11 protein-coding genes are annotated in these 13,472 nt (G+C 63.6%); 8 read left to right on the forward strand and 3 right to left on the reverse strand.

What is annotated here, in order from left to right; translation table 11 throughout:
- Positions 1-3 precede the first annotated feature (3 nt).
- Genes IVB23_RS31995 through IVB23_RS32010 form a run of 4 tightly spaced genes read left to right on the forward strand, consistent with a single transcriptional unit; the run spans position 4 to position 3,457 of the window.
- The gene (locus tag IVB23_RS31995) at positions 4-264 is read left to right on the forward strand and encodes a hypothetical protein (protein WP_025037908.1); all 261 of its coding nucleotides are present in this window, start codon (positions 4-6) and stop codon (positions 262-264) included.
- A 9-nt stretch (positions 265-273) separates the two neighbouring features.
- Positions 274-738 (forward strand): flagellar protein FlgN, encoded by a 465-nt coding sequence (locus tag IVB23_RS32000; RefSeq protein ID WP_135168687.1) that lies wholly within the window; start codon positions 274-276, stop codon positions 736-738.
- 19 nt (positions 739-757) lie between these two features.
- On the forward strand, positions 758-2,533 hold the full coding sequence (gene flgK, locus IVB23_RS32005; protein ID WP_247801219.1) for a flagellar hook-associated protein FlgK: 1,776 nt from the start codon (positions 758-760) through the stop codon (positions 2,531-2,533).
- A gap of 12 nt (positions 2,534-2,545) precedes the next feature.
- On the forward strand, positions 2,546-3,457 hold the full coding sequence (locus IVB23_RS32010) for a flagellin (RefSeq protein ID WP_247801220.1): 912 nt from the start codon (positions 2,546-2,548) through the stop codon (positions 3,455-3,457).
- On the opposite strand, the gene IVB23_RS32015 is transcribed toward IVB23_RS32010, so the two are convergent.
- Positions 3,445-3,645, reverse strand: coding sequence for a hypothetical protein (locus IVB23_RS32015; protein ID WP_247801221.1), 201 nt, complete (start codon positions 3,643-3,645; stop codon positions 3,445-3,447). The genes IVB23_RS32010 and IVB23_RS32015 overlap by 13 nt on opposite strands.
- A gap of 960 nt (positions 3,646-4,605) precedes the next feature.
- Between IVB23_RS32015 and IVB23_RS32020 the strand changes: the two genes are divergently transcribed.
- The 4 genes from IVB23_RS32020 to IVB23_RS32035 all read left to right on the forward strand — a co-directional run bounded on the left by IVB23_RS32020 (position 4,606) and on the right by IVB23_RS32035 (position 8,894).
- Positions 4,606-5,646, forward strand: coding sequence for a 2-keto-3-deoxygluconate permease (locus IVB23_RS32020; RefSeq protein ID WP_247804998.1), 1,041 nt, complete (start codon positions 4,606-4,608; stop codon positions 5,644-5,646).
- A gap of 29 nt (positions 5,647-5,675) precedes the next feature.
- Positions 5,676-6,983, forward strand: coding sequence for a four-carbon acid sugar kinase family protein (locus IVB23_RS32025; RefSeq protein WP_247801222.1), 1,308 nt, complete (start codon positions 5,676-5,678; stop codon positions 6,981-6,983).
- On the forward strand, positions 6,980-7,978 hold the full coding sequence (gene pdxA / locus IVB23_RS32030; RefSeq protein ID WP_247801223.1) for a 4-hydroxythreonine-4-phosphate dehydrogenase PdxA: 999 nt from the start codon (positions 6,980-6,982) through the stop codon (positions 7,976-7,978). Before IVB23_RS32025 ends, pdxA begins: the two co-directional genes overlap by 4 nt.
- Before the next feature lie 148 nt (positions 7,979-8,126).
- Positions 8,127-8,894, forward strand: coding sequence for a DeoR/GlpR family DNA-binding transcription regulator (locus IVB23_RS32035; RefSeq protein WP_061880491.1), 768 nt, complete (start codon positions 8,127-8,129; stop codon positions 8,892-8,894).
- A gap of 197 nt (positions 8,895-9,091) precedes the next feature.
- Here IVB23_RS32035 and IVB23_RS32040 read toward each other — a convergent pair whose 3' ends face one another.
- Positions 9,092-12,214 carry a multidrug efflux RND transporter permease subunit gene (locus IVB23_RS32040; RefSeq protein ID WP_247801224.1) on the reverse strand — a complete coding sequence of 1,041 codons (3,123 nt, stop codon included), beginning with the start codon at positions 12,212-12,214 and terminating at the stop codon, positions 9,092-9,094.
- A complete protein-coding gene (locus tag IVB23_RS32045) occupies positions 12,211-13,452 on the reverse strand; it encodes an efflux RND transporter periplasmic adaptor subunit (protein ID WP_247801225.1) in 1,242 nt (413 codons plus the stop codon). Before IVB23_RS32045 ends, IVB23_RS32040 begins: the two co-directional genes overlap by 4 nt.
- Positions 13,453-13,472 lie beyond the last annotated feature (20 nt).

Consider the following 13,472-nt stretch of genomic DNA (forward strand, 5'->3'; position numbering starts at 1 on the left):
GCGATGCGCGGTGAGCAGGCGAACGCCGTTGGGGAGGCGCTGCTGCGCCGGCTCAAGCGGCTGATGGCACGGGCCGCAACCGTCAAGGGCAGCGACCGCAAGCAGTTGCTCGTGCTGCTCGACGACGTGGAAACGACACGGCGTGGCCTCGTGCGGGAAGCCGCGGAGATCGACGGTGAGATGAGGCAGACGGCCGCCAGGACGGCCGCGATCGGCGCTTACCTGCGCAACTCGCAAGGCGGCCGCGGCAAACGGAATAACTAGAAGAAGGCGATGACCATGACTGTAGCCCAAGCCACAAGGACGAGTGCCGTGAACGGCGATGCCCGGATCAAGTCGCTGATCACGCTGATCGACACCCTGACTGCACTGATCGCGGAGGAGAACGCGGAGCTTGCCAAGGGCCTGCCGGCCTCGCGCCTGAAGCAGGTCGACGAGAAGAACAAGCTGGCGGAGATCTTCGAGCGAACCGTGGCCGAGTGCGCGGCAGGCACGACCAGCCTGACGGTGCGGGACCGGATCCTGCGCGAGCAGCTGCTGGAGCGGATCCTGAGGCTGCGGGCGGAGATGGACGAGAATCTGGTGCGTCTGCGCGCTGCGATCGAGGCCAGCAACCGCCGGATCGAGGCCGTCATGCAGGCGATCCGCGAGCAGATCGTCGCCGTTTCGCCCTACGGTGCATCCGGCCGCGTCGCTGCCGCCCGTGCAGTGTCCAGCGGCACCAGCCGCAGCGCCTGACGGAACGGGGGAGGCCGCCGTGTCGCTCGATATCGCTCGATCGGTCGCTTTCAGCGGGCTGTCTGCGACGTCCGTGCAGATCAGCGTGACGTCGTCAAACATCTCGAACGCCGACACGACGGGCTATACCAGGAAGTCCGCGACCCAGTCGAGCAGCGTCACCAACGGCGTCGGCACCGGCGTCACGGTGACCGGCATCACCTCGACCGTCGACAAACTGCTGTTGAAGTCGCTGGTCAGCGCGGATTCCGAGCTCGGCGCGGCCGACACCACCAACACCTACCTGACGTCGCTCCAGCAGCTCTACGGTTCGATCAGCAGCAGTGATGATTCCTCGTCCGGGACCTCGCTCGCCAACAGCATCGCCTCGCTGGAATCGGCGCTGTCGTCGCTGGCGAGCACGCCCAGCAGCGCCTCGCTGCAATCCAACGTCGTCAGCGCGCTCGACGACGTCGCGAGCCAGTTGCGGGAGACCTCCAGCGGGATCCAGAAGCTCCGGTCCGACGCCGATCAGGACATCGCGTCCTCGATCGACGACGTCAACGCGGACCTGCAGCAGATCGCGGATCTGAATACCCAAATCAAGCAGACGGCCGCCTCCGGCCAGTCCACCGCCGACCTCGAGGACCAGCGCAACACCGCGCTTCAGGACCTCGCCTCGAAGATGAACATCAATTACTTCACCGCTTCGAACGGCGACATACAGATCTACACCAAATCAGGCCAGGCACTGGTCGACAGTTCCGCGCATACGATCAGCTATACGGCTGCGTCCAACGTGACGGCGTCAACGACGTACACCGCCGGCTCCTCGTCGAGCGGCTTCAGCGCGATCACCGTGAACGGGGTGGACATCACCTCCCAGATCACCGGGGGGGATATCGGCGCACTCATCACGCTCCGTGACGACACTCTGCCGGACGCGCAGTCCCAGCTCGACCAGCTCGCGCAGCAGCTTGCGTCCGTGATGAACAACGTCTCGAACAGCGCCTCTTCGGTGCCGGCGCCGACCAGCCTGACGGGGACGACGGCCGTCACCAGCAGTTCTGCCCTGTCCGCCTCTGGCTCGGTGCGTATCGCGGCCACCGACCAGAGCGGCAACCTGGTCTCCTACGCCGATCTCGACCTGTCATCCTACGCGACGGTCGGCGATCTCGTCACCGCCATCAACGGCATCTCCGGCTTGTCCGCCTCGATCGATTCGGATGGCCATCTCTCGATCACGGCGACCGGATCTGGCAACGGCGTCGCCATCAACGAGATGACGAGCTCGGTCGGAAGCTCCAGCGAGGGATTCTCGGAATATTTCGGCTTCAACGATCTGGTGACGGGAACGAGCGCTTCGGACATCGCAGTCAACAGCAAGATTCTGTCCGGCACGAACGAGCTCCAGCTTGCGACGCTGGACTCGTCGTCGAGCCTGACTGTCGGAAGTTCGGTGCTGTCGTCCGGCTCCGCCACCGTGATCAATGCCTTCTACGATGCGTTGACGGCCTCGCAGACGTTTGCATCGACGGGCGGGCTTGCCGCCAGCACCGGGTCGCTCGCCGACTACGCCTCGGTCATCGTCTCCGACGTATCGAGCAAGGCTTCGCAGGCCTCCACGGATTACACCGCCAAGGAGACCGCGCAGTCGACCTATGCGAATTCCCTGTCGTCGCAGTCCGGCGTCAATCTGGACGAGGAATCGGCCAATCTGAGCACGCTCCAGAACAAATATTCGGCAGCGTCGGCGCTGATCCAGGCCATCAACTCCATGTATTCGGCGCTGCTCACCGCCGTGCAGTCGACGTAAGGGGGTACGATTATGGTCGCGATGCGCGTGGCCACCTTCGCCCAGTCGAACAGAATGATCGCCGACGCCATGCGCGTGGAGTCGGTCATGGCCACCAAGCAGATCCAGGAATCGACGGGCGTAGTCTCGACGGATTTCGGCGGCTATGGCGCGGACGCGCAGCACGTCATCAACCTTCAGGTCTCGGTGACGCGCGCGCAATCCTATATCGACGCGGCTACGCTCGCCGGCAGCAAGGTCCAGGTGATGTATTCAGCGGTCGGCTCGGTGACCGACATCCTCACGCAGCTGCGCTCCCAGCTCAGCGCCGCCTCGACCGGGAGCTCGACCGAGGTGAACTCGGCGATCAGCTCAGCCCAGCAGATGCTGGAGCAGATGGGCTCGCTGATGAACACACAGTATGACGGCCAATACGTGTTTGCCGGCGGCAAGACCGACACGGCTCCGGTCGATCTCACGAGCTTTTCGTCTGGTACTGGTTCGACCACGACTGCGGACACCAGCTACTACAATGGCGACAGCGAGATCGTCTCGGTACGGGTTGCCGCCAATGAAACCGTGTCTTACGGCGTCACCGCGGATAATTCGGCGTTCGAGGAGGTGATGCGCGTCCTGAAGTTTGTGGCCAACAGCACGACGCTGTCGTCTGCGGATATCACCAGCGCGCTGGATCTCGCCAGCACGGCGCTCGACGACACCGCCGCCGTGCAGGCAAAGCTGTCCGGCGCCGCGTCATCGATCGAGACCGCGAGCGCTCGCCAGGCCGACTACAAGAGTTACGCGGAGACCTTGTCGAACGACCTGACCAGCGTCGACGTCGCCGCCATTACGGCGCAGCTTTCGACTTACGAGACGCAACTCACGGCGTCCTATTCTGCTCTCGGGAAGATCTTGAGCCTGAATCTTGCGAGTTATCTGAAGTGAACAAGGGCTGGGTTCGTTCGGTAATGGAGGGAGTCGCCGGGCTCGACCGGATGGTACGGACGCCCTTCCAGGGTGACGACGAGATGGAGCGCGACGGTCGAGGCCAGCGCTAGCGCGGCGATCTGCCCGCCGATGCCCTTGAGGTGGAGGAACGAGAACGACTTCATCGTCTGGCCGAAGGATTTCATTCAATTGTTTCGCCCGAGGCTGTACAATCTTTGCGCGTTCAGCAAGTTTTACACACGAAGGGCGCTTATAATGCTTAGCCGACGAAGCTCTTTGCAGCTATCCTTCTTGGGTTTCTCAGTTATTACTTTCGGTAGAGCGATCGCTCAGCAAGATAGCAACTTTGCTGGATTGCTGGCTGAAGTCGCTCAGGACCCTTCCTTCTCGCTTGCAAATGGTCGGTCGAAGGACGAGGGGTTTAGGCAGAGCGGCCCGAGTGTTGCCGACCTACGCGGAAATACTTCTCGCCCCCGGCGTTGGGTCTCGGACATTCGAGGCGTCGAACCCCATGTATTGGAATCGCCGAACACCAAGATGCGCTTGCTCTTTGCGAATGCTGCATCTGGAGAGAGGTGACCAAAAGAATAGCGAGAAGGCCGATCAACCTAAACAGTCGCGTCACGTCGTATCCTCCGATGTTGCGTCTCCACGCGTGCTCAGTCGCTTCAACGCGGGGGTAATGCCACGATTGCTTCCACCTCAAACAAAGCCGCATCGGCGGCCAGCCGGGAAACCTCTACGGTCGTGCTCGCAGGAGGGGCGGCGGTGTTGACAAAGGAGTCGCGTACCTCGCGCAAGATCGGCAATTGTGCCCGAATGTCGGTCAAATAGTGATTGACCTTGATAACGTCGGCAAAAGTTGCACCAACGGAGGCTTCGGTGGGTGTTGCCCCAAGTAAGCGTTTCGAGCATCTGCGCGATGAGCACCATGCCCAACCTCTCACGACCCGATTCCCTGGCATTCTCCCGCTAGCAAAATCAATCACGTCTGACGGAGCGAATGATCGGGTCAATTTGCGCAAAATGCGCAATATTCTTGAATATTGCGCGTTATGAGCGTATACGGCCAGAGACTTGCTCGTTTTTATAGCAAAACGCGCAAAATGATCGGAAGTGTGCGGTGTGCGGGGAGGACAATAAAGATGCAGGTTCCAATTAAGCGGGCGATCGAGAGCGTGCCTGGCGGGATGATGGTGGTCCCTCTGTTGGTCGGGGCGCTTATTGCCACCTTCTTTCCCGATACCCCGAAGTTTTTTGGCTCCTTCACCGGCGCACTGTTCTCGGGAGCGCTGACGATTCTCGCCGTGTTCTACGTTTGCATGGGCGCGAGCATCGACTTCCGCGCGACCCCTTACATTGTGAAGAAGGGCGGCACCCTGCTGATCGTGAAGGTTGGCGTGGCCATTGTCCTCGGCCTGATCTTCGGCCGCATTTTGGGAGAGACGCCGGTCGCAGCTGGCATGTTCGCGGGTGTCTCGACGCTCGCGGTCGTCGCCGCCATGAACGACACCAATGGCGGTCTCTATATGGCGTTGATGGGCCAATATGGACGTCCGCGTGATGTCGGCGCATATACCGTCATGTCGCTGGAGAGCGGTCCATTCCTCACCATGATCACTTTGGGCGTCGCCGGCCTCTCGGCATTTCCATGGCAGACCCTCGTGGGCGCTATCCTGCCTCTGGTGGTGGGTATGATCATCGGCAATCTCGACAGAGAGATGCGCGACTTCCTGAGCCGCGCGGTACCTGTGATGATCCCGTTCTTCGCCTTCGCGCTCGGCGCCGGCCTCGATCTGTCGAAGGTTTGGCAGGCCGGCTTGCTCGGCCTCGGCATGGGAGTGGCCGTGGTGGTTGTGACCGGCATCCCGCTGTTCCTCGCCGATCGCATCACTGGCGGGAATGGTGTCGCGGGTGTTGCGGCGGCCTCGACGGCCGGTAATGCGGCGGCCGTCCCGGCGATTGTCGCCGCGGCGAATCCGGCCTATGCGGACGCGGCGCGGCCTGCGACTATCCTCGTCGCGGCGTGCGTCGTGGTTACCGCAATCCTCGTGCCGATCGTCACCGCCTGGACAGCCCGCGTTGTTGGTCGCGACGTCGAGGAGCCTGCGGAAGAGAACAACGTGGCTTCTGCCGGCAAGATGACCCCCGCGGCGCGCTCGGTTGTCACTGAGGCAAGTCACTGACACAAATTCACCGAAGCAGGTCGCTGAGGATGGCCCCTAAAGCGTTTTCGAGCGAAGTGGATGCCGGTTCGCGTCAGGAAAACGCATCAAGCCAAAGCTGGCTGATCGTCGCTGACGATCTCACCGGTGCCGCGGACTGTGCGATCGCCTTCGGCAGAAGGGGGCGTGCGGCTGCGGTGACGTGGGGTGAGATGACCGACGCATCGGGCTACCAGCTGCCCGTCCTGGCCTACGATGCCGCGAGTCGAGGCCTTTCGGCCGGGGCCGCTGCAGCCCGCCATGCCGATGTGCTGGCGCGCCTGTGCGAAGGCGGACGTATTCTCTTCAAGAAGATTGACTCGACGCTGCGGGGGCAACCTGCAGCAGAGATTGCAGCCGCGCTTGCGCATCTCAAGTCACGGTCGGGTCCGGCCTTCGGCGTGTTCGCGCCGGCCTTTCCGGCCACCGGCCGCACCACCATCGACGGGCGTATCCTGGTCAAAGGCCACCCCCTCGAGGAGGCCGAGGTCTGGCGCCGCGACCACACCTACCCGAACGCCGATCTTGTCGACGTTCTCGCGACCGCGGGCGTCCGCGGTGAGAAGGTCAAGCTCGCTGCCGTCCGCGGTGGCGATCTCAAAGCCACGTTCGCGAGGCTCGCCCGGGAGGGCGACGTGGTCGCGGCCTGCGACGCCGAGACTGACCACGATCTGCGTTTGATCGCGGGGGCGAGCCTGCATGCATCGCCCGCAACCTTCTTCATCGGCAGCGCCGGCCTCGCGCACGCCTTGGCCGGCCTCGAAGCCAGCCATGCCATCGAGCCATTGCGCATTCCGACAAGCGCTTCCGGCACCCTGATCGTGGTGGGCTCGCTCGCCGGCGCATCTCGCGCCGCCGCGCGCGAGCTGGAGGCGACCGGCACCGTGGCGCATTTTCCGGTCGCGCCGGCGACGCTGCTGAACGATGGTGCCGGCCGGGCGGCGCTCGCCGCGGACGTGATGAAACGACTTGCCGGCGGCGGCGATACACTGGTTGAGATCATGATGGATGATCACCCCGACATGTCACTTGGCCCGCAGCTCGCCAAGGGGCTCGCCGACGCTCTTGAGGCCGTCGCACCCTCGATCGGCGCCTTCGCTGCGACCGGCGGCGAAACCGCCGCGGCAATGCTGTCGCGCTTCGGCGTCAACGGCATCCGTCTTGCCGACGAAATCGAGCCGGGCGTGTCGCTCGGCCTGACTCTTGGCCGATTGTCTGTTCCGATCGCCACCAAAGCGGGCGCGTTCGGTGACGAGACCAGCCTCATCCGCATCAGCGAGCGGCTTCGCGCCGTCCGAACCAGAGGAAGTTTCACATGACCCGTCCGACCATTGCGATCACCATGGGAGATCCGGCCGGTATCGGGCCCGAGGTGATCATGAAGGCGCTGGCGCAGCCGCAGGTGCAGGCGATCTGCAATGCGCTGGTGATCGGCGACTCCAACCGTCTGCGCAAAGCCGGTCAGATCGTCGGCGTGCCGCTTGAGGTCGATGCGTTGAGCGACGCGAAGCAGGCGAATTTTGCGTCGAAGGCCGTGCAGTGCGTTGACCTGAAGCTTGTGCCGGACGATCTGCCGTTCGGCAAGGTGTCGGCGACGGCAGGTGAGGCGGCCTATCGCTATATCGAGAAAGCCGTGCAGGTGGTGCAGGCAGGGCTCGCGCAGGGCATCTGCACCGCGCCGCTTTCGAAGGAAGCGCTCCATGCGGCCGGCCACAAATATCCGGGCCATACCGAGCTCCTGGCGCATCTGACCGGCACGCCGGAAGTGTCGATGATGCTGGTGTCGCCGAAACTCCGCGTCATTCACGTGACCACGCATATCGGCCTGCTCGATGCGATCGAGAAGATCGAGCCCGGCCTCGTCGGGCGTGTCATCGCACGCGGACATGACGTGCTGGTGCGCGCCGGCGTCGCCAATCCGAAGATCGGCGTCTGCGCCATCAATCCGCATGCCGGCGAGAATGGGTTGTTCGGTCGCGGCGAGGAAGCCGCGAAGATCGCGCCGGCCGTGGAAGCCTGTCAGCGCAAGGGCTGGGACGTGCGCGGCCCCCTGCCTGCCGACACGCTGTTCTTCCTGGCCGGCCGCGGCGACTACGACATGGTGGTCGCGATGTATCACGATCAGGGCCATGGACCCATCAAGGTGCTGGGGCTGGAAGCCGGTGTGAACATCACTGTTGGTCTGCCGGTGATCCGCACCTCGGTCGATCACGGGACCGCCTTCGACATCGCAGGCAAAGGCATCGCCGACGAGCGCAGCCTGATCGAGGCGTTGCGGCAGGCGGTCGATCTTGCGCCGAAGCAGGCGGTTTGAGGGGGCTGCGGGCTCCTCAGGATGAGGAGCGAGATGCGCGTTAAACGCTGACATTGCGGGGCCGATGCATCGTGGTATCCATCGGCCGTGCCGCGAAGCCGATACGTCGAGTTCGGCTGACGGCAGTGAATCCGGGGGCTGAGGTTCGATGTCGATGCGCAGCAAGGAGCGTCACGCTCGTCTGTTGGAAGCACTGAACGCGGGAGAGATCGATGTCGATGATCTCGCGCGGCGCTTTGACGTCTCCGCTTCCACCGTGCGGCGCGACCTGCAGCATCTTTCCAAGAACAATGCCGTGCGCCGCACCTATGGCGGCGCCATTCTCACCGCCCACGCGAACGAGACGACGCTCGAGCAGCGCCTCGCGGTTCAGGGCAAACAGAAGCAGGCGATCGCGCGCGCGGCGATCGATCTGATCGAGGATGGCGACACGCTGATTCTCGATGCCGGCTCGACGGTCGCAGCCTTCGGCCGACTGCTGCAGCACCGGCGGCTGCGCATCATCACCAACAATCTTGCGCTGCTACCCTTTCTCGCCAAGGCTCCAACCATAGAGCTTGTGGTGCTGGGCGGCGCGCTGCGCACCACCAGCATGAGCACCATGGGGCCGCTTGCCAATGAGGCGCTGCGGCGCATGACCGCGGACCACGCCGTCATGAGCGCCGACGGCGTGGTGAATGGCCGTGGCCTGTGCGAAGCGGATCTCGAACAGGTCGCACTGAAGTCGCTGATGATGCAGCAGTCGAAGGAAGTCATCGTTCTCGCCGACGCCAGCAAGCTCGGCCGCGCCGAACAGATGGCCTGGGCGCCGCTGCCGCCCCGCTGGACTCTGGTGACTGATGTCGGCGCATCTGAGGAGCAGTGCAAGCGTCTCGCCGATGCGGGAGCGCGCGTGATCGTTGCCAGCGTTCGCTGAGCCGGCATCGCAATTTTTGCGCGTGATCGGAGAAAAATATCGACCCGAGGCGAGGTTGCGATAAGCAATCGCTGAACTGGAGCGCAATGCGGTCAAGTTGAATCGCCATATGCCAGGTGGCGAAGCGTCCGCCAAAAGCTCGGCTACGATTAGCCAACAACTGAACGGTAGTCTGAAATGGACTTTCGCCGGTCAACTCAATGGGCAGGCAATGGCTTGCTCTTCATCAGTTCCCGCAGACGCTGGAACGTCACGTAAAGCATCGGCACCAGGAAGATTCCCATCGAGCTCGCCGCGACCATGCCCGCAAACACCGCTGTGCCGACGGCCCTGCGGCTGAGCGCCGCAGCGCCGGTTGCGATCACGAGCGGCAGGAGACCAAGGATGAAGGCGACGGAGGTCATCATGACCGCGCGGAAGCGCATATGGGCGCCCTGGACCGCGGCGTCGTCGAGCGCCACGCCTGCCTCGCGTTGCTCCTTGGCGAATTCGACGATCAGAATCCCGTTCTTGGCGGCGAGCGCAATCAGGACCACCAGCCCGATCTGGCCGTAGAGGTCGAGATTGAGGCCTGCGAGCTTGATGCCGACATAGGAGCCCAGGACACCGACGACGACGGACAGCAGCACCGGGATCGGGATCACCGTGCTCTCATAGAGCGCCACCAGGAACAGATAGGCAAACAGCACGGCAAGCATCAGCACGATGCCGGTCTGGCCGGTGGCCTGTTGCTCCTGAAAGGCAGTGCCGGTCCACGCAAAACTGTAACCCGTAGGCAGTATGGCATTCGAGACATCGGCCATCGCAGCCATTGCGGTGCCTGACGAGACTCCGGGCGCCGGACTGCCGTTCACCGTCACTGAGCGGTAGTTGTTGTAGCGCGTGATCACCTGGGGCCCTGTCACGATCCTGATCCCGGCCAGTGATCTGATCGGCACCATCTGCCCGGTACTGTTGCGCAGATAGATGCGCCAGATGTCCGAGATGTCGCTGCGATCGAACGCTTCGCCCTGGACGTTGACCTGCCAGGTGCGGCCAAACCGGTTGAAATTGTTGACGTAGATGCCGCCGAGCGTCGCCTGCAGGGCGGTGAAGATGTCGCTTATCCCCACACCGAGCGCCTGCGCCTTGCCGCGGTCGATATCGAGATGGATGGACGGATTGGTCGCTGTGAAGGTGGAAAAGACGCGCGCCAAACGTGGATCGGCGTTGGCGGCGCCGATCAGCGCGTTTGTGACGCTCGAGATCTCGGCCGGGGTCTGTCCTTCCAACGCCTGGAGCTGGTATTCGAACCCGCCGCCGGTGGAGAGGCCGATGATCGGTGGCAGGTTGAACGGCAGCACATTGGCCTGTCGGATCTGCGCGCCGGCCGCGAAGGTCCGCCGGATCAGTGCTTGCGCTGAATCCGTTGCCGCCTTGCGGTCGGCAAATGGCTTCAGGCGCGTCACGACCAGCGCGCTGTTCGATTCCGATGCGCCGTCGAGCAGGGAAAAACCGACGATGGCAAGAACGTGGTCGACAGCCGGCATTTGCTTCAGGATGTCTTCAACCTGCTGGGTGACCTCGCTCGTCCGCGCCACCGACGCTCCGTCCGGCAGTTGGACCGAGGTGAAGAAGGCGCCCTGATCTTCCTCGGGCAGGAAACCCGTCGGCGTAATCAGCGAGATGCCGAAGATGCCGGCGGCAAGGACCACGACGAGCAGCATGGAAAGGCCCGCGACGCGCACCAGGCGTCGGACGCCGCTGCTGTAGCGATCACGAATCCAGTCGATGGAGGCGAGGACGCGACCCATGATGCCGCGCCTGGGCCCTGTGTGGCGCAGGAGCAGCGCGCACAGGGCGGGCGACAGGGTCAGCGCGTTCAACGCCGAAATTATCATCGCGGCGCTGATCGTCACCGCGAACTGGCGGAATAGCGTTCCGGAAACCCCTGGAATGAATGCGATAGGTACGAAGACCGACAGCAGCACCAGGGTGATCGCGATGATCGGCGCGGTGATCTGGGTCATGGCCTTCTTGCTGGCCTCGGTGGGGGAAAGATCCGGCTCCTCCTGCATGACCCGTTCGACGTTCTCGACGACGACGATTGCATCGTCCACAACAATGCCGATCGCGAGAACCATCGCGAGCAGGGACACCGTATTTGCGGAATAGCCCAGCACCAGCAGGACGGCGAATGTGCCGATCAGGCTCACCGGAACCGCGATCGCCGGGATCACCGTGGCCCTGAGATTGCCGAGGAAGAGGTACACCACGATCACGACGAGCACGAAGGCCTCGCCCAGCGTCTGCAACACCTCCGCGATGGTGTCGCGCACGAAGCTCGTGGAATCGTATTGCACGAGGTAGCTCAGTCCGGTCGGGAAGTGCTGCGACAGCCGCTGCATCGTCGCCGCCACGGCTTGTGCGGTGGTCACCGCATTGGCGCCCGGCGCCAGATAGATCGCGACCGGGACGGCTGCGCGTCCGTCGATCCGCGCTTCGCTGTCGAGGTTTTGCGCGCCCATCTCGACACGGGCAACGTCCTTCACCAGTAGGGATGAGCCGTCCGGGTTGGCGCGCAGCACGATATTGGCAAATTGATCGACGGTCGCGAGCCTGCCCAGGGTCTGCACGTTGAACTGGAATTGCTGGTCGTCACTGATCGGGCGCGCGCCGATGCGGCCGACCGGCGCCTGGACGCTTTGCGTGCGAATTGCGGCAATGACATCCGACGGCGTGAGGTTGAGGCTGGTGAGCCGCTGCGTGTCAAACCAGATCCGCATCGAGTAGTTCATCTTGGCGAACAGATTGGCCTGGCCGACCCCCGGGGTGCTCGCAATCGCATCGAGCACGTTGATGATGGCGTAGTTCGTGATGAACAGCGGATCCTGCTCGCCACGAGCGCTGTAGAGCACGAGGAATTGCAGGATCGACGAGGACCGCTTGCGGACCGTCACTCCCTGCTGCTGCACTTCGGTCGGCAATTGCGACAGCGCGCTCTGCACGCGGTTGTTGACATTGACGGTGTTGATGTCGGGGTTCGTGCCGAGCGCGAACGAAACCGTCAGTGTGTAGCTCCCGTCGCTGGCGCTGGTCGATTTCATGTAGAGCGCGCGGTCGACGCCGATGATCTGTGCCTCCAAGGGCTGGGCGACGCTGCTCTCGACGACTTCGGCGGATGCACCCGGGAACGTGCCTGAAACCGTGACTTGTGGCGGCACGATGTCCGGAAATTGCGCCACCGGGATCTGCATCAGCGCGAGCGCGCCGGCGATGGTGATGATGAAGGCGATCACCATCGCGAGCCGGGGACGATCGATGAAGACCGCAGAGATCATGGTTTGTCGTCCGCCCGGCCGGCTTTGCCGGAGGTGCTGGGAGGTGCCTGCGGAGCCGCACCATCCGCAGCCTTCATGCTCGACAGGATCAGGGAACTTGCCGGCCCCGGCGAAACGACCTGGCCGGGGCGAACCCGCTGCAGACCCTCGACGATGACCCTGTCGCCGGCCGCGAGGCCGGCGATGACCGCCGCAATGGTCGGAGTCGATTGCCCGAGCTGGATGCGGCGCTGCTCGGCCTTGTTGCCGGCACCGACAGCGAGGACATAATCGCCCTGCTGATCGGAGAGCACGGCAGAGCGCGGGATCGCCAGCACCTCGATCGGTTGGACGCCCTCCAGCACGACAGTAACGAACTCGCCGTCGGTCAGCTCGTGAACGGTGACGCCAGCCACGGAGGACGCCCGCAGGATAGGGTTGCCGATCTCGCCGCGCACGGTGATCGTGTCGGTGTTCTGGGCAATGGTGTTGTCCACGAAGTTCAGCCTGCCGGACTGGCCGTACATGCGGCCGTCGGGCAGTCGCAGCCTGATAACGACGGCTTCCAGGCCGCCTTGCGGCCCGTATCGCTCCCGCAACTCCAGTCCTTGGCGCAGCGGCACGGGAAAGGTGACGTACATCGGGTCCTGGCTGACGATGGTGGTCAGCACGCCCGAGCTTGGGCCGACGACGTTGCCTTCCGTCAAGGCTGTGCGTCCGATCTTGCCGGCGATCGGGGCGCTGATCGTGGTGTAGTCGAGGTTGATCCGGGAGGCCTGGACCTGGGCCTGCGCGGCCTGGACCTGGGCTTCGAGGCTGAGCTGGTTCGCGATGGCGGCGTCGAAGGTGGACTGTTGGCCGGCAGGACCTCCGAGCAGGGTCCGCGCACGTTCCGTCGTCTGTTTGGCATTCTCGAGTGTCGCCTGAAGCTGCGCAACCTGCGCCTCTTTCGATGCCAGATCCGCTTCGAACGGACCACGCTCCAGCCGGTAGAGCTCATCGCCCTTGCTGATCTCGGCGCCTTCCTCGAACAAGCGCCGTTCCAGAAATGCGGTGACGCGAGCAACGACGTTGACCCGATTGATTGCTTCGATCCGCCCGAGAAATTCAGTGCTCTCGGTGATGGATCGCCTTGTCGCTTCCACGAAGCCGACCGCGGGTGGGCCCGGCGCGGCGGGTTCGGTCCGGGCCAGCCCGCCGGCGATGATCGTCAGGAGCGTCGCCGCCAGCAGCCTGATCGAGACGCCAGCAAGGTTCATTGTCTGCTCCTTGCATCGGA

The organism is Bradyrhizobium sp. 191 (assembly GCF_023100985.1).
Lineage (GTDB): Bacteria > Pseudomonadota > Alphaproteobacteria > Rhizobiales > Xanthobacteraceae > Bradyrhizobium > Bradyrhizobium diversitatis.